Annotated in this window: 22 protein-coding genes and 1 pseudogene; 12 read left to right on the forward strand and 11 right to left on the reverse strand. The window is 55.2% G+C overall.

Features of this window, described 5'->3' with window-relative positions; genetic code table 11:
- Nucleotides 1-29 precede the first annotated feature (29 nt).
- Both HWQ14_RS17230 and HWQ14_RS17235 read left to right on the forward strand, forming a co-directional pair.
- Entirely contained in the window at nt 30-563 is a 534-nt protein-coding gene (locus tag HWQ14_RS17230) for a fimbrial protein (protein ID WP_148421105.1), read from the forward strand.
- A 25-nt stretch (nt 564-588) separates the two neighbouring features.
- On the forward strand, nt 589-1431 hold the full coding sequence (locus HWQ14_RS17235) for a hypothetical protein (protein WP_176610441.1): 843 nt from the start codon (nt 589-591) through the stop codon (nt 1429-1431).
- A 27-nt stretch (nt 1432-1458) separates the two neighbouring features.
- Here HWQ14_RS17235 and HWQ14_RS23465 read toward each other — a convergent pair.
- Nucleotides 1459-1737, reverse strand: a pseudogene (locus tag HWQ14_RS23465) (replication protein P); the annotation flags it as partial.
- 160 nt (nt 1738-1897) lie between these two features.
- Here HWQ14_RS23465 and HWQ14_RS17245 point away from each other — a divergent pair.
- On the forward strand, nt 1898-2368 hold the full coding sequence (locus HWQ14_RS17245) for a tyrosine-type recombinase/integrase (RefSeq protein WP_245166416.1): 471 nt from the start codon (nt 1898-1900) through the stop codon (nt 2366-2368).
- 176 nt (nt 2369-2544) lie between these two features.
- On the opposite strand, the gene dcp is transcribed toward HWQ14_RS17245, so the two are convergent.
- A complete protein-coding gene (dcp, locus tag HWQ14_RS17250) occupies nt 2545-4578 on the reverse strand; it encodes a peptidyl-dipeptidase Dcp (protein ID WP_176610442.1) in 2034 nt (677 codons plus the stop codon).
- Between the two features lie 143 nt (nt 4579-4721).
- On the opposite strand from dcp, the gene ydfG reads away from it, so the two are divergent.
- Together ydfG and HWQ14_RS17260 are read left to right on the forward strand one after the other, a co-directional pair.
- The gene (gene ydfG, locus HWQ14_RS17255; RefSeq protein WP_148421099.1) at nt 4722-5468 is read left to right on the forward strand and encodes a bifunctional NADP-dependent 3-hydroxy acid dehydrogenase/3-hydroxypropionate dehydrogenase YdfG; all 747 of its coding nucleotides are present in this window, start codon (nt 4722-4724) and stop codon (nt 5466-5468) included.
- A gap of 90 nt (nt 5469-5558) precedes the next feature.
- Nucleotides 5559-6245, forward strand: a complete 687-nt coding sequence (locus tag HWQ14_RS17260) for a GntR family transcriptional regulator (protein ID WP_176610443.1) — start codon at nt 5559-5561, stop codon at nt 6243-6245.
- Between the two features lie 35 nt (nt 6246-6280).
- Here HWQ14_RS17260 and HWQ14_RS17265 read toward each other — a convergent pair whose 3' ends face one another.
- The gene (locus HWQ14_RS17265) at nt 6281-6712 is read right to left on the reverse strand and encodes a universal stress protein (protein WP_148421095.1); all 432 of its coding nucleotides are present in this window, start codon (nt 6710-6712) and stop codon (nt 6281-6283) included.
- A gap of 287 nt (nt 6713-6999) precedes the next feature.
- On the opposite strand from HWQ14_RS17265, the gene ydfZ reads away from it, so the two are divergent.
- On the forward strand, nt 7000-7203 hold the full coding sequence (gene ydfZ, locus HWQ14_RS17270; protein WP_148421092.1) for a putative selenium delivery protein YdfZ: 204 nt from the start codon (nt 7000-7002) through the stop codon (nt 7201-7203).
- A gap of 44 nt (nt 7204-7247) precedes the next feature.
- Here the strand turns inward: ydfZ and HWQ14_RS17275 are convergent, their stop codons facing one another.
- From HWQ14_RS17275 to HWQ14_RS17305, 7 genes are all read right to left on the reverse strand, one after another.
- The gene (locus HWQ14_RS17275) at nt 7248-8711 is read right to left on the reverse strand and encodes a mannitol dehydrogenase family protein (protein ID WP_176610444.1); all 1464 of its coding nucleotides are present in this window, start codon (nt 8709-8711) and stop codon (nt 7248-7250) included.
- A gap of 224 nt (nt 8712-8935) precedes the next feature.
- Nucleotides 8936-10474, reverse strand: a complete 1539-nt coding sequence (locus HWQ14_RS17280) for an MFS transporter (RefSeq protein WP_176610445.1) — start codon at nt 10472-10474, stop codon at nt 8936-8938.
- 27 nt (nt 10475-10501) lie between these two features.
- Complete coding sequence (gene uxaC, locus HWQ14_RS17285; protein WP_176610446.1) at nt 10502-11908, reverse strand: glucuronate isomerase; 1407 nt, start codon at nt 11906-11908, stop codon at nt 10502-10504.
- Nucleotides 11905-13290, reverse strand: coding sequence for an MFS transporter (locus HWQ14_RS17290; RefSeq protein WP_148421084.1), 1386 nt, complete (start codon nt 13288-13290; stop codon nt 11905-11907). The genes uxaC and HWQ14_RS17290 overlap by 4 nt, the downstream gene beginning before the upstream one ends.
- Nucleotides 13291-13363: 73 nt before the next feature.
- Nucleotides 13364-14383 carry a Zn-dependent oxidoreductase gene (locus HWQ14_RS17295; protein WP_176610447.1) on the reverse strand — a complete coding sequence of 340 codons (1020 nt, stop codon included), beginning with the start codon at nt 14381-14383 and terminating at the stop codon, nt 13364-13366.
- 14 nt (nt 14384-14397) lie between these two features.
- Entirely contained in the window at nt 14398-15612 is a 1215-nt protein-coding gene (rspA, locus tag HWQ14_RS17300; RefSeq protein WP_148421080.1) for a starvation-sensing protein RspA, read from the reverse strand.
- 112 nt (nt 15613-15724) lie between these two features.
- Nucleotides 15725-16051: a YnfA family protein gene (locus tag HWQ14_RS17305; RefSeq protein ID WP_148421078.1), complete on the reverse strand. Its 327-nt coding sequence runs from the start codon at nt 16049-16051 to the stop codon at nt 15725-15727.
- Between the two features lie 149 nt (nt 16052-16200).
- On the opposite strand from HWQ14_RS17305, the gene HWQ14_RS17310 reads away from it, so the two are divergent.
- Both HWQ14_RS17310 and speG read left to right on the forward strand, forming a co-directional pair.
- Nucleotides 16201-16539: a DUF1283 family protein gene (locus HWQ14_RS17310; protein WP_176610448.1), complete on the forward strand. Its 339-nt coding sequence runs from the start codon at nt 16201-16203 to the stop codon at nt 16537-16539.
- Nucleotides 16539-17099, forward strand: a complete 561-nt coding sequence (gene speG, locus HWQ14_RS17315) for a spermidine N1-acetyltransferase (RefSeq protein ID WP_148421074.1) — start codon at nt 16539-16541, stop codon at nt 17097-17099. Before HWQ14_RS17310 ends, speG begins: the two co-directional genes overlap by 1 nt.
- A gap of 17 nt (nt 17100-17116) precedes the next feature.
- Here the strand turns inward: speG and HWQ14_RS17320 are convergent, their stop codons facing one another.
- Nucleotides 17117-17827, reverse strand: a complete 711-nt coding sequence (locus HWQ14_RS17320; RefSeq protein ID WP_148421072.1) for a YnfC family lipoprotein — start codon at nt 17825-17827, stop codon at nt 17117-17119.
- A 105-nt stretch (nt 17828-17932) separates the two neighbouring features.
- Between HWQ14_RS17320 and HWQ14_RS17325 the strand changes: the two genes are divergently transcribed.
- The 4 genes from HWQ14_RS17325 to HWQ14_RS17340 all read left to right on the forward strand — a co-directional run bounded on the left by HWQ14_RS17325 (nt 17933) and on the right by HWQ14_RS17340 (nt 22299).
- The gene (locus HWQ14_RS17325) at nt 17933-18238 is read left to right on the forward strand and encodes a DUF1161 domain-containing protein (RefSeq protein ID WP_176610449.1); all 306 of its coding nucleotides are present in this window, start codon (nt 17933-17935) and stop codon (nt 18236-18238) included.
- Between the two features lie 132 nt (nt 18239-18370).
- Nucleotides 18371-20809, forward strand: coding sequence for a selenate/tellurate reductase subunit YnfE (gene ynfE / locus HWQ14_RS17330; RefSeq protein ID WP_176610450.1), 2439 nt, complete (start codon nt 18371-18373; stop codon nt 20807-20809).
- Nucleotides 20810-20819: 10 nt separating this feature from the next.
- On the forward strand, nt 20820-21437 hold the full coding sequence (locus tag HWQ14_RS17335; RefSeq protein WP_148421066.1) for a DMSO/selenate family reductase complex B subunit: 618 nt from the start codon (nt 20820-20822) through the stop codon (nt 21435-21437).
- Nucleotide 21438: 1 nt separating this feature from the next.
- Entirely contained in the window at nt 21439-22299 is an 861-nt protein-coding gene (locus HWQ14_RS17340) for a dimethyl sulfoxide reductase anchor subunit family protein (RefSeq protein ID WP_176610451.1), read from the forward strand.
- The last annotated feature ends 25 nt before the right edge of the window (nt 22300-22324 follow it).

A 22324-nucleotide genomic window follows, 5' to 3' on the forward strand; every position in this document is an offset into this window, starting at 1 on the left:
TTCGCCCTCCAACAAAAGGACATATATACATGCAAAGTTATGAGACTCTCCGAAGAATTATTTACGGAATGGTTATGGGATACACTTTTTTAAGTTCCCCTTTAAATGCAGCTAACATTACATCGACGCAATTTACTATAACTGGAGTTCTGGAGGCGAAGACATGTGCATTTAATGAAACATCTTCTTCGGTTACCCTTCCTGAAGTGGATACGCTCAGTTTGAATAGCAGTAATTCCATTCAAGGAAGTACATTTTTCCCATTATCATTTAATTGCAACGGCGGTGTAACATCGATAAGCATCAAACCATATGGCTCTGCTGTTTCAAACGGTGACAAAACATTATTCTTAAACACCAACTCAGCGAAAAACGTTGGACTTAGACTATTAGATAAATATGGGAACATTCTCACACCAGATGGACAGACAGAGGTGACATTTAATTACCAAGGGTCCAGCGATAAATATACATTCACCGCGGGATATGCGGCTACAGGCAGTGGTCGCGTCAGTGGCGGAACTTTTCAATCCATGGTGATCTTCACCATGACTTATAGTTAATGCCTAATAAAAATAGGTTATGAAAATGAAAAAATTTTTTTTATTAATTTATATTGTAACTCAATATGCCAATGCAGCGACGCTTCAATGTGAAAACTATAAAGCTTCCCGCATGAATAGCCCTTTTGTTTCAAGCTCCGTCAATGCCCTCACAAATGTTGAGGTCAAGACTATCGCGGTGGGAACCCCCAAGGTCAAAAATTTCCACATAACTATTACTTACCCGGATGCCAATGTTGGTTTGGCCCTCGCTGGAAACTACGTACATATATATCCTAATATAGATGATAAACAGTCTGCACCGCTAATTATCGGAGAAAGGCTTACAGGTTTAACTGGCCAGACAATAAGCATTCCATGTACATCACCCGATTCAAACGGTTGCGCTATATTAAAACACAACTGGGCCCCAATAGTTTCTGCTAGCCCTTCCTCTGCCACCCTTGCTTCAATTGATCGTAACGTAACTGTACCCGAGAGATTAAATAGAATGTCAACGGAATTAACAATCACCTCAAACAATGTTCAGGTACCAAGCACGACCGTTACAGGAAACCAATCTGTTTTGTTTGGTGAATTGACCGTAGAAGATTCATTAACCATTCCAGATAAAATAGATATTGGCTCGCTGACTGCAGGTGAAAACAAAAATGCAGGCATATTTATAGACTATACAACTAACACAAACAATTTAGATGTACGTCTAAGCCCGTCGTATGACATATCAGCCCCACTTACAGTAAACGAGAAGCAGGTCTACGGTCCAACATCTTTCAAGCCACCGTTTTCCATAGGTTTATATGTTATGACATCAGCCCAGCCCGGTACCAAATCTGCCAATGTAATCGCGTCCTGGACATGTCCATGAAAGACATATAAATGCTATAGTGCACCATTATACCCTCCCACCAGCTTTCATCCGCTCATATTTGGCTTTCAAAAGCTCTGCCGGTGTCGGCCCATTCGGCGATACCGGTGCGGCCAACGCTCTACAAACAGGCGGGATCGGTTTCTCGGCCAGCACACGCTTTTCCCACATATCCAGAATATCGCTAGCTTCACGCTCAAGCTCTTTGTGGCTCAGTTGGCCATCGGTTCCGCGGCGACGCAGCTCGAGGCAGATGTGGTAATAAACCGGCTTCGGCCACGGGTACTGCTCACTGCTCGGATACCGACGCCATTCGCAAGGTGTTCAGCCAGGAGAGGCGCAACACGCTGGCGAAGTTGAGCCCGGATATAACCCGGCTCTGGCCACACGAAAAGTCGTTGTTCGGGTGAGTCGTTCCCGACTGAACCTTGAGATGTGGAAGGCGATATTTGAAGCAGCGGGCAAAATGGCACCCTACGTCCAGAACTCCATGCTTCTGGCAGTTGTTACCGGGCAACGGCGCGGCGATATCGCCAAAATGAAGTTCTCTGATGTCTGGGACGGTCATCTCCACGTTGAGCAGCAAAAGACCGGGGCGAAACTGGCTATACCGCTCTCGCTACGCTGTGAGATGTTGGATATTACACTGGCGCAGTTGATCAAGCGATGCAGGGATCGGGTCGTAAGCCCCTGGCTTCTCCATCACGTGATCTCTAGCGGTAATGTGAAAGCAGGCGATCAGGTTGGCGAGAACAGCCTTAGCGTCTCCTTCAAACTCGCGTTCGATAGTACTGGCATTTCCGTAGAGGATGGGAAAACAATGCCGACTTTTCACGAGCAGCGTTCTCTATCGGAGCGTCTGTATGAAGGGGCAAGGCATCAATACCCAGCAGCTACCAGGTCACTCATCAGACAGGATGACAGCGCAGTATCATAACGATCGCGGTCTCGAATGGGTGAAAGTGAAGGTGTAGCTACGTGAATAATTGGACCGTATCCCCCTGCAAATTTCGCAGAATTTTAGAATTCATTTTGGGGAGGAGTTTTGGGGAAGAAAAAATCGAGCAAAAACCGGGCACCGCGCCCGGTTCTGCTTCCAGCCTGAAAAAGCCCTTACGAACTCAACCCGCGGTTATCCAGCATCGGTTCGATCTTCGGATCGTGCCCGCGCCACTGGCGATAAAGTTCAGCTAAATCAGTACTATTGCCGCGCGACAAAATCGCCTCGCGGAATTTCTGCCCGTTTTCACGCGTCAGGCCGCCCTGCTCGACAAACCACTGGTAGCCATCGTCCGCCAGCATCTGCGTCCACAGGTAAGCGTAATACCCCGCCGCATAGCCGCCGCCGAAGATATGGGCGAAGTAGCTGCTGCGATAGCGCGGCGGTACGGCAGGTAGATCCAGCCCCTCTTTTTTCAACGCGGCGGCTTCGAAGGCCTCTACGTCCTCAACCGGCTCCTGAATGCCGTGCCAGTTCATATCCAGCAGCGCGGCGCTCAGCAGCTCCGTCATGTCATAACCCTTGTTAAACTGGGTCGCGTTGAGCATTTTTTCCCGCAGCGCATCCGGCATTGGCTCACCGGTTTGATAGTGACGGGCAAAGTGCGCAAACACCTGCGGATGGCTGGCCCAGTGTTCATTGATCTGCGACGGAAATTCAACGAAATCACGCGGCGTATTGGTACCAGAAAGCGTGGCATACCGCTGGCTGGCAAACAGGCCATGCAGCGTGTGGCCAAACTCGTGGAACAGGGTAATCACATCATCCCAGGAGAGCAGCGCGGTCTGCCCGCTCGCTGGTTTTTGATAGTTGCAGACGTTGTAGATAACCGGGCGCGCGGCAAATTCGTAAGACTGCTCAACGAAATCCCCCATCCACGCGCCGCCCGCTTTGGAATCACGCGCGAAGAAGTCGCCGTAAAACAGCGCCATGCCTTCACCGGTGCAATCGAAAATCTCCCATACGCGAACGTCCGGGTGGTAAACCGGTATATCAAAACGCTCGACAAAACGGATGCCGAACAGCTGCGTGGCGGTCCAGAACACGCCCTCTTCCAGCACCGTATTGAGCGCGAAATAGGGTTTGATTTGCGACTCGTCCAGCGCATATTTTGCCGAGCGCACGCGTTCGGCATAATATGCCCAGTCCCAGGCCTGCACCGCAAAGCCGCCCTGCTCGTCGTCAATCACCTTCTGAATATCCGCCTGCTCCAGCGCGGCCCTGCTGCGCGCCGCGGGGACAATCCCGCGCATAAACCCGAGCGCGGCGTCCGGCGTTTTCGCCATCTGATCGGCAATGCTCCAGCTGGCATAGTTTTCAAAACCGAGCAGCTGCGCCTGCCTTGCCCGTAAGGCGGTCAGCCGACTGATCAGGCCGCGCGTATCGTTTTCGTCGCCTTGCTGAGTGCGTTCCCAGCCCGCATAAAATAACTTTTTGCGCGTCTCGCGCTGCGCCAGCGCCGCCAGCGCGGGCTGTTGCGTGGTATTCAAAAGCGGGATCAGCCAGCGATCCTTCAGCCCTTTTTCCGCGGCAGCGTGGGCCGCGGTGGCAATCTCCTCCGCGCTGAGTCCATCAAGCTGGCGAACATCGTCCACCACCAGCCCTCCCGCCCTGTTCGCGGCCAGCAGGCGCTGGTTGAACTGGCTGGTCAGGGTGGCAGATTCGGTATTCAGGGCTTTCAGCTCTGCTTTTTCATCGGCATTCAGGCGCGCGCCCGCGAGAACAAAGTGCTGATACGTCTCCTCTACCAGGCGGCGGGATTCGGCGTCCAGCGCGTCGCGATCCTGCCAGACGGCTTCCACGCGGGCGAAAAGCGTATCGTTAAGCCAGATATCGTTCGCCAGATTGGCCAGTTCGGCCGAGAACTGCTCGTCCAGCGCCTGGAGGTCATCGTTGGTGTGTGCGGACGTCATGGCGAAAAACACGCTGCTGACGCGCGACAGCATGGCCCCGCTTTTTTCCAGCGCGAGCACGGTGTTATCGAAGTCCGGCGCGGCGCTCTGCGCGATAATCGCATCAATTTTCGCGCGCTTAAGGCGCATTGCCTCATCAAAGGCCGGACGATAGTGGCTGTCGTTGATCGCATCAAAACGTGGTGCCTGATAGGGCAACAGGCTACTTTCAAAAAACGGATTGTTGACCGACATCGTTTACTCCTGAGCACGGTATTTCTCCCCAGAGTAGGCCAGCCTGCGCCGGCCTGCAACGGTGTCATACAAATGTTGCCTTAACGACGTGCCGGAGAGCGTGCTATGTTAGTACCACACAAAAAGCGTTGAGGAACAGTGAGATGATTATTTTAGTTACCGGGGCGACAGCGGGTTTTGGTGAAAGCATCACGCGTCGCTTCGTCGCCAACGGACACAAAGTGATTGCAACGGGCCGTCGTCAGGAGCGCCTTCAGGAGCTGAAGGACGAACTGGGCGACAGCATCCTGACCGCACAGCTGGACGTGCGCAACCGCGCCGCCATTGAAGAGATGATTGCTCACCTGCCTGCCGAATGGCGCGAAATTGATGTTCTGGTCAATAACGCCGGCCTGGCGCTGGGCATGGAGCCTGCTCATAAAGCCAGCGTGGAAGACTGGGAAAACATGATCGACACCAACAACAAAGGGCTGGTGTACATGACCCGCGCCGTGCTGCCGGGCATGGTTGAGCGCAACCGTGGGCACATCATTAACATCGGTTCCACCGCCGGCAGCTGGCCTTACGCGGGCGGCAACGTGTATGGCGCAACCAAAGCCTTCGTCCGCCAGTTCAGCCTGAACCTGCGCACCGACCTGCACGGCACCGCCATCCGCGTGACCGACGTTGAGCCAGGCCTGGTCGGCGGAACCGAGTTCTCCAACGTGCGCTTCAAGGGCGATGATGCGAAGGCGGATAAAACCTATGAAAATGCCAACGCGCTTACGCCGGAAGACATCACCGAAACCGTGTGGTGGGTTGCCACCCTGCCGAAGCACGTCAACATCAATACCGTTGAAATGATGCCGGTTAGCCAAAGCTATGCCGGGCTGAACGTGCATCGCGGCTAAACTGCCCTTCCCGGCCTGCGGGCCGGGTATGTGACGGCGTGCAAAAGAATGGTAGTATGTTCAGGTTAACTCTCTGAGAAATCACAATCCATGGCCGCTGAATCGCAACTTAATCCTACCCAGCCCGTTAATCAGCAAATTTATCGCATATTACGACGCGATATTGTTCGCTGCCTGATCCCGCCGGGTACGCCGCTCTCAGAAAAAGAGGTTTCGGTACGTTTTGACGTTTCCCGTCAGCCCGTGCGCGAGGCGTTTATTAAGCTTGCGGAAAACGGCCTGATTCAGATCCGCCCCCAGCGCGGCAGCTACGTCAATAAAATTTCGCTTTCGCAGGTGCGTAACGGCTGTTTCGTACGCCAGGCCATTGAGTGCGCCGTTGTGCGCCGCGCCGCGACGCTCATCAACGACAACCAGTGCTACCTGCTGGAGCAAAACCTGCATCAGCAACGTATTGCCATCGATCGCAAACAGCTAAATGACTTTTTCCAGCTGGACGATGAATTTCATCAGAAGCTGGCGCAGATTGCCGAGTGCCAGTTAGCCTGGGATACCGTCGAGAATATTAAAGCCACCATTGACCGCGTGCGCTATATGAGCCTCGACCACGTGTCTCCGCCAGAAATGCTGCTGCGCCAGCATCACGATATTTTCAGCGCGCTGGAAAAACGCGACGCGGAGGCCGTAGAAAAAGCGATGACGCTGCACCTCCAGGAAATTAGCGAGTCGGTACAGTTAATTCGTCAGGAAAACAGCGAGTGGTTTAGCGAAGAATAAAGCCTCGCCGCCCCCTTTCGGTTGCGGCGACGCGTTTAACGGACCACTAATACCGGAATAGTGGCGTAGCGCAGGATAGTTTCGGCATTTGAACCAAGCAAATGCGTCGTGATGCTCGGATTTTTTGACCCGATGACGATGACGTCATATTCCCCCTCTTTGCTGAGCTTGATTATTTCGTCGCGTACGTTGCCGAAGCGTACCTCGCAATCAATATTCTCCGGGGCCATATCAAACAGGCGTTTCAACGCCTTCATTTTCTTGTCGGACTCGGCGGTCATATACTCTTCGAACTTCTTAATATCCGCGTTGAAGCCCCGAAGTAGCGAACGGCTGCTGTTGGGCAGAATGTTGACCAGCGTAATTGTCGCACCTTCCGCCTTCGCGAGGTTGACCGCGTGGCGTACCGCTTTGTCGCTTAAATCCATTTCAAACACGTCAACAGGCATCAAAATTTTCTTGTACATAAGCCTGACTCCTTTTCCGGTGAAGGGTTATTTCCTGCTTCAAGAATGGCATTACGGATATAAACGAACCCTAAACGCTTACGCGTCGAAACTATCAGTTTAGTAAAAGAACTGTCCGCTTTGTAAAGGGATGTGCTGAACCGTCAACGCCGCTCTCAAATAAGAAAAAAGTGTGAGCTTGATCAAAAACAAATAATTTTGGCGAAGAGAGGCGTATTAATAGTGCCCCGTGAACGGCAGCCGCTGGAATAGCGCCGTAACGGATAAGTGAGAGAGGAGAAAATACCATGATGACATACGACCGTAACCGAAATGCAATCACCACCGGCAGCCGCGTCATGATTAGCGGTACAGGCCAGTTCGGCGTGATTAAAGCGATCCACAGCGACGGCCTTAACGCCGAGCAGGTGCGTCGTAGCAAAACGGTTGAAGTGGAAGGATGCGAAGGTAAGTTCGAGCCGATTGAGCTGATTCGCCTGGGGATGCACTAAGCTATGCCCCGACATGCCGCCGCGAACGGCGGCATGTCATAGCATTAAAGCCGGGCGGCGTATTCAGCAACCGTGGCTTTCGCCCCTTTTTGCAGTAACGTTTGATAGGCCTGCATAACAGCCCCCACAAAAACCGCGTCCTGCGGCAGTTCGTTACCAAAAACAGACTCAATGCCCAACAGCGCGTTAACGCGGCTTTCGCCCTCGGTGCTACCGTTTACCGCCGCCTGAATCGCCGCCAGCTGCGGGTCGCTCACCTCGATGGCGTTGCCCTGCTCATCCACCCCGCCGACATAACGCATCCAGCCCGCCACGCCCAGCGCCAGCAGCGGGAAAGGCGTCTGGTGAGCCAGGTGCCAGCGCACGGGATCCAGCATGCGCTGCGGCAGTTTCTGGCTGCCGTCCATGGCGATTTGCCAGGTGCGGTGACGCAGCGCCGGATTGCTGTAGCGCGCGATAAGCAGGTCGGCATAGTGAGCTAAATCAACGCCCTTCACCTTCAGCGTCGGGGCCTGCTCGTTTAGCATCAGCGCGCGGGCGGCGGCGCGGTAGTTTTCGTCTTCCATGCAGTCGTTAATGTGCTGATAGCCCGCCAGATACCCGAGATACGCCAGGAACGAGTGGCTGCCGTTTAGCATACGCAGCTTCATCTCTTCAAACGGAATAACGTCAGAAACCAGCTCCGCCCCCGCCTCTTCCCACTGCGGACGTCCGGCAACGAAATTATCTTCAATGACCCACTGGCGGAACGGCTCGCAGGCCACGCCTGCCGGGTCGCGTACGCCGGTCAGCTGCTCGATTTTATCCAGCGTATCGGCCGTGACGGCGGGCACGATGCGATCCACCATGGTGGACGGGAAGGTGACGTTAGCTTCAATCCAGTCTGCCAGCTCGCCATCAACAGCGCGCGCGTAGGCGCAGGTAACATTGCGCATCACGTGGCCGTTCTCCGGCATGTTATCGCACGACATCACGCTGAATGCCGGTAATCCCGCCGCCTTACGACGCGCCAGCGCTTCAACCACGACGCCAGGTGCAGATTTGGGCTGCTGCGGGTTTTGCAGGTCTGCAACGATTAACGGATGATCGAGCATCAGTTTTCCGGTTGCCGGGGAGTGGCAATACCCTTTCTCGGTGATGGTCAGTGAAACGATGGCAACCTGCGGCTCGCACAGCGCCGCCAGCACGGCTTCCAGCCCGTCGACCTGCGCATGCAGCGCGCTTTTGACGACGCCAACCACGCGCGCCGTCCACGCATCGGCAGACATTTCTGCCACGGTATAGAGGTTATCCTGCGCCTTAAGATCGGCTATCTGCTGTTCGCCGCCAATCAGGTTAATTTCACAATAACCCCAGTCGCTGCCGCGATCGGCGGCAAGAATATCGGCATACACCGCCTGATGCGCGCGATGAAACGCGCCGAATCCAAGGTGAACAATGCGGGCCTTAAGCGCGTCGCGATTGTACTGAGGAAGCGTGGCTTTAGCCTGTAATAACCGGTTTTCCATGATTGTGACTCGTTTGATAAAGGAAGCTGAGAACCGCTGCCGCTCTCCGTTAGAGCGACAGCGCCTGTTGACTACACCAACTAGAATGGCAGCGTCATTATTGTGTCTTGCCGATCACCATACTGGTTACGCTGCCGTGAACATTGATTTACATTAACTTTCGGCTAACTGGTGTGATATAAGAATCAAGTTGTGTGACATCCGGCAAAAGATATAAACCAAAATCATACCGAGGTGCGCACCGGCTCCTCGCCAGGCCGCACCGTCGGCTCGCGCCACAACCTGTCGTAGGGATAGCCGGTTAAATCTTCCACGACCCGGCGAGCCTCGGCGGACACGCGCTGAGGAGACCCGTTTGCCTTCAGACGATCGAGCTCATCTACAAAGATTTTGTGCGTACGCTTGTTCAGGTTGAACGTCAGGGCCTGCCACAGGGCCAGAATAAGCAGGCCAGCGGTACCGATGAACATAAGCATTGCGATGGTGTGGATGGCTTCCGCTGGCTGCGTCTGGCTCCCTTTAACAAAGCCGCCGCTTTGTAGCAGAAGGCCCACGATAAAGGTGGCGATGGCGACCGTGGTTTTCCGGGAGAAGGTCATTACCGCGGCAAACAGCCCCTCACGACGCTGACGGCTCACCATCTCATCGATATCCGGAATGAACGGAAACACGTTCCACGGCGTAAATTCAAGCACGCAGCGCCCCACCTGATACACTCCGGCCAGAATGACCAGCGTCGCGACGGTATTCAGCGCGGGGATCTGGTACACGGCAAAGAAGCCACCCAGACAAAGCAACATCAGTGAATAGGCAAATACGTACAGCTTCGATGGCCCATATTTGATGATCCCTACGCCTGCGATTAGCGTGACGGGCAGCCCCACGATGCTCATCGACAGCAGCGTGCCGGCCAGCGAGGATGAGACATGCAGACAGTAGACGCAGAAAAAGACAAACACGGTGTTGTAAACGTCTTTGCCGGTAAACGACAGCAGATAGATGGCGAGATGTTTTCTGAAGGCCCGGATTTTCAGGGTTGAGCCATACTCCTTAAAAAGTCGGCCAAAGGCGACCAGCTTCTCCAGTGCCGTTTGCGGGTGCCTGCTTTTTTCAAGCCCGGCGAGCATTTCCGGCGTCAGCTCGCGCTCCCAGGTCACTTTCCACGAGATAAATACGCACACCATAAACAGGACGGCAAAAATAACGCCGTTAATGAGATAGGCATGGGCGCTGTTTTCACCGAAATAGCCAATCAGCAATCCGGGAATGAATGTCGCCAGAAACGTCCCCGATGCCGAAAGAAACATGCGGCAGGTAGAAAGCTTGGTCCGCTGGTTAAAGTCTTTCGTCATTTCTGATGGTAACGTTTCCCAGGGGATCAGCACCATTGCAGCAATAATTTCAAACGCCAGATAGACCGCGAGATAAAAGCCGTATGTCATGCCGTCAAGCCACAGCAGCGCGTAGACCAGCATTAGCGGTGCGCCGATGAGCAAAAAGAAGCGCCGACGGCCAAATTTTTTACCAAAATAGTTTTTGTAAAAATGGTCCGTGAAGCTCCCCATAAACAAACTTACAACAGCATCGACAATACGCGCGATGGCGACAATAGACGCCGCTTCAACCGGAGATAGCCCGACAAATGTTGTATAGAAAAATAATAGCCAGGCGCCGATAACGGTAAATGCACCGCCGCCCATAATATCCGTTAGCCCGTAGCCGATACTAACCGGAATGGTAATTTTTTTTACAGTCCGAGACATGTTTCATCCCCACTCAGCGAGTAGAATTTAAAATCTGAAATAGTTTTCAGCATTATCGTGGCAAATATTTTTAACCATCTTCGTGAGGATGGCGTTATTATCCGGAACCTCCCCGCGCTCCACCCAGCCACCGATGAGATTGCACAAAATGCGGCGGAAATAATCGTGTCGGGTATACGAAACCAGGCTGCGCGAATCGGTCAGCATACCGACAAAATTCATTAGCAGCCCCTGATCCGCAAGGCTGTTCAGCTGGTTTTCCATTCCGCGTCGGGTGTCGTTAAACCACCACCCGGAGCCAAACTGTATCGGGGATTTAACGCCCAACTCCGCAGACTGAAAGTTGGCGATAGTCGTCGCGACGATATCGTTATAGCTGGCGTTGAGGTTATACAGGATGGTTTTGGGCAAGGCCTCAGCCTGCGCCATGGCATCCAGAAGCTGGTTGAGGTTGGCCGCAAGATTCGACTGGTCGGTCAGCGAGTCAAAACCGGTATTACTGCCAAGAGAATGGTACATGCGGGAATTATTGTTGCGAATCGCACCGAAGTGTATCTGCATTGCCCAGCCGTGCTGCCTGTAATAACGCGCCAGCATAATAAAAATGGCGCTGTCGAGAATCGCGTTATCACGTGCGTCCAGATTTTCGCCCCGGCGTTTTCGGGCAAATACGGATTCAACCTGGCCTTCATCCGCTGCCTGAAAAGGGATCTCCACGGGGCCATGATCGGAAATTCGGCACCCCATGTCGTGGAACCAGGCAATACGCTGGCTCATCCCTCTGGCAAAATCGTCGAAGGTCTGAATTGCCGCCCCGGTCTTCTCTCCTAACCGATCGACAAAGGCAGCAAACTGACGTGCGTCTGGTGAAAAAGCATCGTCCGGGCGGAAGGTCGGTAATACCTTCACGCTGAACGTCGCGTCATCACGCAACAGCTGATGGTAACGTAAATCATCAAGCGGCGCGTCCGTGGTGCAAATAACCTCTACCCTTGAGCGCTTAATAAGTTCCCGCGGCGTAAAATCAGGCTGTTGTAATAGCCGATTACAGTGTTCCATTATTTCACGCCAGTTATGGCTGCCCAGCGGTTCGTCACAGGAAAAATAGTGGTGAAGCTCTAAATGCGTCCAGTGATAAAGCGGATTGCCATAGCTCGCTTCGACCGTTTCGGCCCACGCCGCAAACTTCTCCTCCGCCGGGGCATTGCCCGTAATGTATTTTTCGTCAATACCGTTGGCGCGCATGGCGCGCCATTTATAGTGATCGCCTGCCAGCCAGAGTTCGGTAATATTCTCGAGGTTTTTATTTTCGAAGATATCTTTCGCGTCCAGGTGGCAGTGATAGTCAATAATGGGCAGCGCTTTTGCGACGTCACGATAGAGCTCGACGCCTCTGGCATTGCCAATCATAAAGTTATCGTTAATGAAGCTCATGACAGGGCTCCATATTTCTGCTGCTCCGCGGCGGCAGCGTTCTGACGCAGGGGGTCAGCCGCGTCTTCCGCCAGGCTTAAATCGCGGTCGCGAACTTCAGGCATCATCAACGCAGAAATTAACCCAATCAGCGAGTACGCCACCAGCATGACAACGATCGGCCACCAGGACCCGGTCATGTTGCAGAAGATCCCCGCCAGCACCGGACCAAAGCCTACGGCTACCAGGCCGCCCGCCTCTTTCGAAATCGCCATGCGGGTAAAGCGGTTTCGCGAACCAAACATCTCCGCCATGGTGATGTTTTCCAGCGCAAACAGCCCGAGCACCGCAAAGTTATGGATAACGATGATAGAGAGCATAATCACGCCCGGCGCGTAGCTCTTGTCGACGATAATCGACAGCATCGGGTAAGCCAGAATGATGGCTGAAATGTTAAGGATGATATAAGGCAGGCGACGCCCCACCTTATCGGACAGCCAGCCCAGCAGCGGGATGGAGAGGAAGCCGAGAATCGAGCTGATCATCAGCGCATCGGTTGGGATCGCCTTATCAAATAACAGCGTCTGCACCAGATACCCGGCCAGGAAGGTCTGGATCAGACCTGAGTTCCCCGCCTGACCAAAGCGCAGCCCCGTCGCCAGCCAGAAGGATTTGCTCTTAAACATCGCGCCTAATGAGGTATCCTGCACGGCGACCGGCGCAACGGTTTCGGCGTCGTTAACCTTCTCAAACACCGGGCTCTCTTTCAGATTCATGCGCAGCCAGATGGCGAAAATCATCACCACCACGCTGGCGAGGAACGGCACGCGCCAGCCCCAGGCGACGAGCGCTTCGCGGTCGAGGGCAAAGAACATCACGGCCCAGATAGCCGTGGCGCTCAGCGTCCCGCAGTTGGTGCCCATTGCCACCAGCGAGGAGATGATGCCGCGTTTACCCTTCGGCGCGTACTCCGCCAGCATGGTACCCGCGCCGGAGATTTCCGCCCCCGCGCCCAGCCCCTGAATAATACGCAGCGTCACCAGCAGCACCGGCGCAAAAATCCCGATCTGCGCGTAGGTCGGCAATACGCCAATCAGGGTGGTGCAGATCCCCATCATGGTGATGGTGATAAACAGCACCTTTTTACGGCCAATCCTGTCCCCCATTCTGCCGAAGATAAACGCTCCGACGATGCGCGCGATATAGCCAGCGCCATAGGTGCCCATCGCCAGGATCAGCGCCATGGCGGCGGACTGTTCAGGGAAGAAAATTTCATGGAATACCAGCGCGGCGCCAAGGGAGTAGAGCTGAAAATCCATAAACTCCAGGGCGGTGCCCAGCCAGCCGGATACGGCGGCTTTCACCAGATCCGACGTCGTTCTTTGAGGTTGTACATGAGTCATAATGGCTATCTCTGAAAGGTAAGATGCGTACCACTTAGAGCCTGTCTTCGCAGGCTCTTAACCGCATGAATTGTTATTGGTCGAACGTGAGCAAGACCTTGCAGCACCGCCGCTGGTCTTTTTCAAACAGCTCGATTGCGTCCGTAACGTGGTGATAGTCAAAGGTATGGGTGACCAGTTTTTCAGGGTCGATCAGCCCCTTTTCCAGCCAGTCAATGACGACCGGGAACTTGTTGGCGTTCAGGCGCGAAGAGAAAATCGACAGCTCTTTGCCGGTGATCCCCTGCTGCACGATCTGGCTCGGGTCGCTGGAGAAGCCCATCAGCACGATACGCGCGGCCGGAGAAGCCAGCGCGATCGCCTCCTGCAAAATCGTCGGATGACAGGCGGCATCAATGATTAACGTCGGCTTGATACCTTTTTCGTCCAGCGCGGCCGGTAACGGCTGCTCGCCGTTGTTGATTACCCAGTCCGCACCGCTGCGCTGCGCCATCGCCAGCCGCTCGTCGATACGATCGACCACGATGACCTGCTTCACCTTATAAACGCCCTTCAGCGCCTGCACGGTGACGAGCCCCATCGGACCTGCGCCATAGATCAGAGCCACGTCCTGTTCGGTTGGTTTTGCCTGCCCCGTCACGTTGGCGGCAATGGTGAACGGCTCCACCATAACGGCATGTTTGTCAGATATCGCATCCGGAATGCGCCACGCATTTTTAGCCGGTACGACGGCGTATTCGCTGAAGCCTCCGTCGCGATGCACGCCCAGCACCACCAGCGAGGTGCAAACGTTCGGTTTACCCACAGAACAGGGGTAGCAGTGCCCGCAGCTGATCACCGGATCAACGGAAACGCGCTGGCCCAGACGGCTGTTCTCCACGCCCTCGCCTACGGCGTCTATCACGCCAAAGAACTCGTGACCGATCACGCGCGGGTATTTCGCAAACGGGTTATGCCCCCGATAGATATGGCTGTCTGAACCACAGATCCCGGCGAGCTTAATTTTGACGCGGACTTCATCAGCGCCCGGCAGCGGGAGGGAACGTTCTTCAATCACCAGCGCATTTGGCTGTTGGATTACTACGCTTTTCATTATTCGCTCCTCGTTTACCAGTTCCAGAGGGTGCCATCTTCCAGACGGGCCACCGGCAGATAGGCCGGATCGTACGGATATTTCGCCGCCAGCTTTTCGTCAAACTCAATGCCCAGCCCTGGCTTATCGCCCGGATGCATATAGCCGTTATCAAAACGCCAGCTGTGCGGGAAGACTTCCAGCATCTGCTCCGAGTAGCCCATGTACTCCTGCACGCCAAAGTTAGGCACCCACAGGTCGAAATGCAGCGCCGCCGCATGGCAGACTGGCGACAGATCCGAAGGACCGTGTGAGCCGGTGCGCACCTGGTAGAGTGAGGCAAAGTCCGCAATTCGACGCATCCCGGTGATGCCGCCCGCATGGGTAATAGTGGTGCGGATGTAGTCAATGAGCTGCTCTTCAATCAGCTGCTTGCAGTCCCAGATGCTGTTAAACACCTCGCCTACGGCAATCGGGGTGACGGTGTGCTGGCGGATCAGGCGGAAGCACGCCTGGTTTTCTGCGGGGGTAGGATCTTCCATCCAGAACATGCGGTACTCTTCGATGCTCTTGCCGAAGCGCGCGGCTTCAATTGGCGTCAGGCGGTGGTGCATGTCGTGCAGCAGATGTTCGTTAAATCCAAATTTACTGCGTACCGCGTCGAACAGTTTTGGTGTGAAGTCGAGGTATTTTTCAGTAGACCACAGCTGTTCTTCCGGCCAGTCCCCTTTGGTCGCTGGCTCATATGCCAGCCCTTTCCCCTTGGACATGCCGTAGGTGGTTTTCATCCCCGGCACGCCGCACTGAACGCGGATCGCCCTGAAGCCCATCTCCTTATGGCGGGCATAGTCTTCCAGCACGTCGTCGATGGTATGGCCGGTGGTATGACAGTAGACCATCACCCCTTCACGGGATGCCCCGCCTAACAGCTGATACAGCGGCATGTTAGCGGCTTTCGCTTTGATGTCCCAAAGGGCCATATCCACGGCGGAGATTGCCGACATGGTGACCGGGCCACGGCGCCAGTAAGCCCCTTTGTAGAAGAACTGCCAGATATCTTCGATGCGATGCGCATCGCGGCCTATCAGCTGAGGGCACAGGTGGTCTTTCAGGTAGGAGGCAACGGAGAGTTCACGTCCGTTCAGCGTGGCATCCCCCAGGCCGACAATACCGTCGTCGGTGGTGATTTTAAGGGTGACAAAGTTACGCCCCGGGCAGGTTACAAATACTTCAGCCCCGACAATCTTCATAATCCATTTCCTTACATCGCTCGTTGTGATGCAGGAAATTTACGCAACTACACTACTACCATACAAGTATAATGATCGTAAAATTGGCGGGCGATCACATTATGGGGGGCGCCTAGGCGCGCCCCCAGCCAGCGACGATGATCAGCATGCCGCACAGGGCAACTGCTGCTCCGGCCCAGTCATATACGCTGAGCCTGACGCCATCGACAACGCGCAGCCACAGCAGCGCGGTACAGACGTAAACCCCGCCGTAGGCGGCATAAACCCGCCCGCTGGCGGCCGGATGCAGGGTGAGAAGCCAGACAAAAAGGGCCAGCGCCACCCCAGCCGGAATCAGCAGCAGCGCGGGCGCGCCCCGCTTTAGCCAAAGCCACGGCAAAAAGCATCCGATGATTTCGCACAGCGCGGTCGCGAAAAAAAGCAGCGTCGTTTTCAACATTTTTTTCATTTCGTGAGGATTGATTTAGGCATGATACGCGATAATGGTCTCAACGTTCCCATACCTGCGGCGCGGGTATGACACCCTTCTGGATTGGTGTAGAATCCAGCGGGGAATCCGATTATCTGCACCCGTTTAAAGGAAACGCTATGACTACATTAAGCAAACGCCTTTGTCTGACAGCCGTACTGGCGCTGCCATCGTTCACCTTTGCCGCAACGGCGACTGCCGAAACCAGCAAGCTCATCATTGAGTCTGGTGACAGCGCGCAAAGCCGTCAGAACGCCGCCATGGACAAAGAACAATGGAATGACACCCGCAGCCTGCGTCAGAAAGTGAACAAGCGCGCGGAAAAAGAGTGGGATAAAGAAGACGTCGCGTTTGATGCGCGCGATAAGTGTCAGCAAAGTGCCAACGTCAACGCTTACTGGGAACCTAACACCCTGCGCTGTCTGGATCGTCGCACTGGACGCACGGTTGCACCGTAATGACGAACCTGTGTGACGTTAAGCTCCGCCCGCTGGAGCGCGAAGATTTACGCTTTGTCCATCAGCTCGACAACAACGCCAGCGTGATGCGCTACTGGTTTGAAGAGCCTTACGAGGCGTTTGTTGAGCTGTCGGATCTTTACGATAAGCACATCCACGACCAGAGCGAGCGCCGGTTTGTGGTGGAGTGCGAAGGCGAGAAGGCCGGGCTGGTTGAACTGGTTGAGATCAACCACGTTCACCGCCGGGCCGAGTTTCAGATCATTATCTCACCGGAACATCAGGGGAAAGGCCTTGCGTCGCGGGCGGCAAAGCTGGCGATGGATTACGGCTTTAACGTTCTGAATCTCTATAAGCTTTATCTCATCGTCGATAAAGAGAACGAAAAAGCGATCCATATCTACCGTAAGCTGGGCTTTATGGTGGAGGGCGAGCTGATCCATGAGTTCTTTATCAACGGCGAGTACCGTAACACCATCCGCATGTGTATTTTCCAGCATCAGCATCTGGCCGGGCACAAATCTTCCGCCGCCAGCCTGCTTAAACCTACCGCGCAGTAACCTGCGCGGTTTTCATTTCAGTAATATTCAATACTGTTTTTGATGGTGTACTTGCGCTCAACGGCAGGTTTGACGCTGTCATCGACGATCGCCAGCTCGCAGCTCACCGGGTTATCGTGGCGATCGTAGTCGCAGGTCTGCTTCACGCTGCCCATTGGCTTATCGTTCAACAGGCTTACCGCCGTGTAATCCAGGCGCTTGCGCAGATCGTTTGACGGCGTCGACTGAACTGCCAGCTTTTGGTCGCCGGACACGGTGGTTTTACCCAGCGGATAGCCGTCGGCGTCATACCGGTACTTCACCTCCATCTCTTTGCTGTGCGCGGCAACCACGAACCCGTTATCGTCGGTGTCCCACTTCACGCCGGCAGAGGGCAGCTCCGCCAGCTGGCATTTACCCTGTAACTTTACCTTCTGCTGCTGGGTCTCTGCGTCGAGGTAGAAGTTAGCGTCCAGCACCAGCGCAACGCCCGTATTGGCCTCCAGGTCGTGCAGCTCAAGCGTATCGAAACACCCTTCTGTCGACATCGTACCGGTCACGCGTTTAGAGACCTCACCCTTTTCGTTGAAGAGCGTCTGGGTGAAATCTTTCACCGGGCCGCGCAGAGGATCGAAATCAAACTCGTTCGAAAAGCTCGCCATCTCCGGCGTAAAGGACAGCGGCGCGCTGTTGTTGTCGCATCCCACCAGTACCGTTGCCAGTAGCGTTATCGCTGCGTAATTCTTCACATCATTTACCCGTCAAAAGACAATATTCTCAATCATATTAGCAAATACAGTTATTTACACGGTTCCTGCTAAAATTAACTCATACACACTGAAAAGGAGCAACAGATGAAACAGTTACCCTGGATTACCGCCCTGCTGTTAATGAGTGCTTCACCTGCGATCCTCGCCGCCCCGGATTCCTGCGAGCGCGTGAAAAGCGACATTCAGCAGAAGATTATCAACAACGGCGTGCCGGAGTCTGGATTTACGCTTAATATCGTCCCCAACGATCAGGCCGACCAGCCGGATGCGCAGGTCGTTGGGCATTGTGCCAACGATACCTTCAAAATTTTGTACACCCGCACCAGCAGCGGTAACTACCCGGTAAGCGGCGCGGGTACGCAGGATAATGCGCCCGCTGAGCCGCAATGATTTTTATGCACTCAATCCCCCTGATTTGACGAGGATTAATATTTAATACCTCCAAATAAGTAACACTCCCCCCATCATTAGCCCGGTTGTAATCACGGGTGAAAATAAATACTAACAATGATGGGGTGAGTCATGTCCGAAGTTGAACATCACGGCGGGATTAGCCGCCGAGCTCTGGTTAAATCTACCGCCATAGGATCCCTGGCGCTTGCCGCCGGTGGGATCGCGTTACCTTTTGGTCTGAAAAGCGCCGCCGCTGCGGTGCAGGCCGCCATCCAGCCCGCGCAAGATAGAGTTGTATGGGGTGCCTGCTCGGTGAACTGCGGCAGCCGCTGCGCGCTGCGTCTGCACGTCCGCGACGACGAAGTTTACTGGGTCGAAACGGATAACACCGGTGAGGATATCTACGGCAACCACCAGGTTCGCGCCTGTCTGCGAGGCCGCTCCATTCGCCGCCGCATTAACCATCCTGACCGTCTGAACTACCCGATGAAACGCGTGGGAAAACGCGGTGAAGGCAAGTTCGAGCGAATCACCTGGGAAGAGGCGCTGGACACCATCGCCGCGAACCTGAAAAGCGTGGTCGAAAAATACGGTAATGAAGCGGTCTATATTAACTACTCCTCCGGGATCGTTGGCGGCAATATTACCCGCTCCTCCCCTTACGCCTCGCTGGTCGCACGCCTGATGAACTGCTACGGCGGCTTCCTCAGCCACTACGGCACCTACAGCACCGCACAAATCTCCTGCGCAATGCCCTACACCTACGGCAGCAACGACGGCAACAGCACTTCGGATATCGAAAACAGCAAGCTGGTGGTGATGTTCGGCAATAACCCGGCGGAAACGCGCATGAGCGGCGGCGGGATCACCTACTACCTCGAGCAGGCTCGCGAACGCTCCAACGCGCGCATGATCGTTATCGATCCGCGCTACACCGACACCGCCGCAGGGCGCGAGGACGAGTGGATCCCAATCCGTCCGGGCACCGATGCGGCGCTGGTGGCGGGTATTGCGTGGGTATTGATTGATGAAAATCTCGTCGACCAGCCCTTCCTCGATAACTACTGCGTTGGCTATGACGAAAAAACGCTGCCGGAAGGCGCGCCCGCCAACGGCCATTACAAGGCCTATATCCTCGGCCAGGGTGACGATCGGACGGCGAAAACCCCGGAGTGGGCGTCGCGGATTACCGGCATTCCTGCCGATCGGATTATCAAGCTTGCCCGCGAAATCGGCTCTGCAAAGCCGGCCTATATTTGTCAGGGCTGGGGGCCGCAGCGCCAGGCGAACGGCGAGCAAACCTCCCGCGCCATCGCCATGCTGCCGATCCTCACCGGCAACGTCGGCATTAACGGCGGCAACAGCGGCGCGCGCGAATCGACCTACACCATCACCATTGAGCGTATGCCGCTGCCGGAAAACCCGGTGAAAACGCAAATCTCCTGCTTCTGCTGGACGGACGCCATCGCCCGTGGCCCGGAGATGACCGCCCTGCGCGACGGGGTACGCGGTAAAGACAAGCTAGATGTGCCGATCAAGTTCATCTGGAACTACGCCGGTAACACCATCATCAACCAGCACTCTGACATCAACAAAACCCACGACATTTTGCAGGATGAGAGCAAGTGCGAAACGATCGTCGCTATCGATAACTTCATGACCTCATCGGCGAAGTATGCCGATATCATCCTGCCGGACCTGATGACCGTCGAACAGGAAGATATCATTCCTAACGATTACGCCGGGAACATGGGCTACCTGATTTTCCTCCAGCCGGTTACCGCGCCGAAGTTTGAGCGCAGGCCAATCTACTGGATCATGAGCGAGGTGGCGAAGCGCCTTGGGCCGGATATTTATCAGAAATTCACCGAGGGTCGTACGCAGGAACAGTGGCTGCAATATCTGTACGCCAAAATGGTCGCTAAAGATCCTCAGCTGCCCTCCTACGATGAGCTCAAAAAAATGGGCATCTATAAGCGCAAAGATCCGAATGGACACTTTGTGGCCTATAAAAAATTCCGCGACGATCCGCACGCCAACCCGCTGAAAACGCCGTCGGGAAAAATCGAGATCTACTCCAGCAGGCTGGCGGATATCGCTGCAACCTGGGAGCTGCAAAAAGACGAAACCATCACCCCGCTGCCGGTTTATACCCCCACCTTCGAAGGCTGGGATGCGCCCGAGCGCAGCAAATTCCCGCTGCAGCTGTTCGGTTTTCACTTCAAAGCCCGTACCCACTCCAGCTACGGCAACGTGGATGTGCTTCAGGCCGCCTGTCGCCAGGAGGTATGGCTAAACCCCGTGGATGCCGATAAACGCGGCATTAAAAACGGGGATATGGTGCGCGTGTTTAACGACCGCGGTGAAGTGCGCATTGCCGCGAAAGTCACGCCGCGCATCATGCCCGGCGTGAGCGCAATGGGCCAGGGCGCCTGGCACGACGCCAGCATGAACGGCGATCGGGTCGATCACGGTTCCTGTATCAATACGCTGACCACGCACCGCCCGTCACCGCTGGCGAAAGGAAACCCGCAGCACACTAACCTGGTGCAGATCGAGAAGGCCTAAGGAGTAACCGATGACAACCCAGTACGGATTTTTTATTGATTCCAGCCGGTGCACCGGGTGCAAAACCTGCGAGCTGGCCTGTAAGGACTACAAAGACTTAACCCCGGACGTCAGCTTCCGCCGGATTTACGAATACGCGGGCGGCGACTGGCAGGAGGATAACGGCGTCTGGCATCAGAACGTCTTTGCCTACTATCTGTCGATTGCCTGCAACCACTGCGAGGATCCGGCCTGCACCAAGGTCTGCCCGAGCGGGGCGATGCACAAGCGCGACGACGGTTTTGTGGTGGTGGACGAGGATGTCTGCATCGGCTGCCGCTACTGCCACATGGCCTGCCCGTACGGCGCGCCGCAGTACAATGCCGCCAAAGGCCACATGACCAAGTGCGACGGCTGCCACAGCCGCGTGGCGGACGGCAAAAAGCCGATCTGCGTCGAGTCCTGCCCGCTGCGCGCGCTGGACTTCGGCCCGATTGAGGAGCTGCGCAAAAAGCACGGCCAGCTTGCCGCGGTCGCGCCGCTGCCGTCTGCACACTTCACGAAGCCGAGCATTGCGATCAAACCTAACGCCAACAGCCGTCCGACGGGTGACACCACCGGCTACCTGGCAAATCCGAAGGAGGTGTGAGATGGGAAGTGGATGGCATGAATGGCCGCTGGTAATCTTCACGGTCTTTGGGCAGTGCGTGGCCGGGGCGTTAATCGTGATGGGTTTCGCCTGGCTCAGGGCAGAAGACGATGCGGCTAAAAAACGTATCGTGCGCAGCATGTTTTTTCTCTGGGTCGTGATGGGTGTTGGGTTTATGGCCTCGGTACTGCACCTTGGCTCACCGCTGCGCGCCTTTAACTCGCTTAACCGGGTTGGCTCTTCTGCCCTGAGTAATGAAATCGCGGCTGGTTCGCTTTTCTTTGCCGTGGGCGGTTTCTGGTGGCTGGTGTCGGTTATCGGTAAAATGCCCCCTGCTTTAGGTAAAGTGTGGCTGGCCGTCAGTCAGATACTGGGGCTCGTCTTTGTCTGGGCGATGACCCGGGTCTATCAGATTGATACCGTTCCGACCTGGTACACGGGCTATACCACGCTGGCCTTCTTCCTGACGCTGGCTCTTGCTGGTCCACTGCTGGCCGTGCTGCTGCTTCGCGCCGCAAACGTCGCGTTCAGAGGGACTTTTGCCGCCTCCGTCAGCGCGCTGGCGCTGGCGCTGCTGGTCAGCGTGGGTGCGATCGTGCTGCAAAGCAACGCGCTGGCGACTATCCACAGCGCCATCCAGCAGGCCAGCGCTCTGCTGCCTGATTATGGCTCGCTTCAGGTGTGGCGCATCGCGCTGCTGGCGGCGGGTTTAGGCTGCTGGATCTGCCCTCTTATTCGTCGGCAGGAACCAAAAACGCTCGGCCTGTTCGCCGGCTTCGTGCTGGTGGTGCTGGGTGAACTTATTGGCCGTGGGCTATTCTATGGTCTGCATATGACCGCTGGACTGGCGATTGCCGGTTAACACAGGCGCGCGGGGCAGCCCGCGC

Origin of the sequence: Enterobacter cloacae (assembly GCF_013375935.1) — a bacterium.
GTDB classification, from domain to species: domain Bacteria; phylum Pseudomonadota; class Gammaproteobacteria; order Enterobacterales; family Enterobacteriaceae; genus Enterobacter; species Enterobacter pasteurii.

Coding starts and splice junctions, on each gene's coding strand:
- HWQ14_RS17335 (WP_148421066.1), top strand. CDS start 20,820: ATGACAACCCAGTACGGATTTTTTATTGATTCCAGCCGGTGCACCGGG.
- rspA (WP_148421080.1), bottom strand. CDS start 15,612: ATGAAGATTGTCGGGGCTGAAGTATTTGTAACCTGCCCGGGGCGTAAC.
- ydfG (WP_148421099.1), top strand. CDS start 4,722: ATGATTATTTTAGTTACCGGGGCGACAGCGGGTTTTGGTGAAAGCATC.
- HWQ14_RS17235 (WP_176610441.1), top strand. CDS start 589: ATGAAAAAATTTTTTTTATTAATTTATATTGTAACTCAATATGCCAAT.
- HWQ14_RS17230 (WP_148421105.1), top strand. CDS start 30: ATGCAAAGTTATGAGACTCTCCGAAGAATTATTTACGGAATGGTTATG.
- speG (WP_148421074.1), top strand. CDS start 16,539: ATGACGAACCTGTGTGACGTTAAGCTCCGCCCGCTGGAGCGCGAAGAT.
- HWQ14_RS17310 (WP_176610448.1), top strand. CDS start 16,201: ATGACTACATTAAGCAAACGCCTTTGTCTGACAGCCGTACTGGCGCTG.
- HWQ14_RS17305 (WP_148421078.1), bottom strand. CDS start 16,051: ATGTTGAAAACGACGCTGCTTTTTTTCGCGACCGCGCTGTGCGAAATC.
- dcp (WP_176610442.1), bottom strand. CDS start 4,578: ATGTCGGTCAACAATCCGTTTTTTGAAAGTAGCCTGTTGCCCTATCAG.
- HWQ14_RS17340 (WP_176610451.1), top strand. CDS start 21,439: ATGGGAAGTGGATGGCATGAATGGCCGCTGGTAATCTTCACGGTCTTT.
- HWQ14_RS17290 (WP_148421084.1), bottom strand. CDS start 13,290: ATGACTCATGTACAACCTCAAAGAACGACGTCGGATCTGGTGAAAGCC.
- HWQ14_RS17245 (WP_245166416.1), top strand. CDS start 1,898: ATGGCACCCTACGTCCAGAACTCCATGCTTCTGGCAGTTGTTACCGGG.
- uxaC (WP_176610446.1), bottom strand. CDS start 11,908: ATGAGCTTCATTAACGATAACTTTATGATTGGCAATGCCAGAGGCGTC.
- ydfZ (WP_148421092.1), top strand. CDS start 7,000: ATGATGACATACGACCGTAACCGAAATGCAATCACCACCGGCAGCCGC.
- HWQ14_RS17325 (WP_176610449.1), top strand. CDS start 17,933: ATGAAACAGTTACCCTGGATTACCGCCCTGCTGTTAATGAGTGCTTCA.
- ynfE (WP_176610450.1), top strand. CDS start 18,371: ATGTCCGAAGTTGAACATCACGGCGGGATTAGCCGCCGAGCTCTGGTT.
- HWQ14_RS17280 (WP_176610445.1), bottom strand. CDS start 10,474: ATGTCTCGGACTGTAAAAAAAATTACCATTCCGGTTAGTATCGGCTAC.
- HWQ14_RS17275 (WP_176610444.1), bottom strand. CDS start 8,711: ATGGAAAACCGGTTATTACAGGCTAAAGCCACGCTTCCTCAGTACAAT.
- HWQ14_RS17265 (WP_148421095.1), bottom strand. CDS start 6,712: ATGTACAAGAAAATTTTGATGCCTGTTGACGTGTTTGAAATGGATTTA.
- HWQ14_RS17260 (WP_176610443.1), top strand. CDS start 5,559: ATGGCCGCTGAATCGCAACTTAATCCTACCCAGCCCGTTAATCAGCAA.
- HWQ14_RS17295 (WP_176610447.1), bottom strand. CDS start 14,383: ATGAAAAGCGTAGTAATCCAACAGCCAAATGCGCTGGTGATTGAAGAA.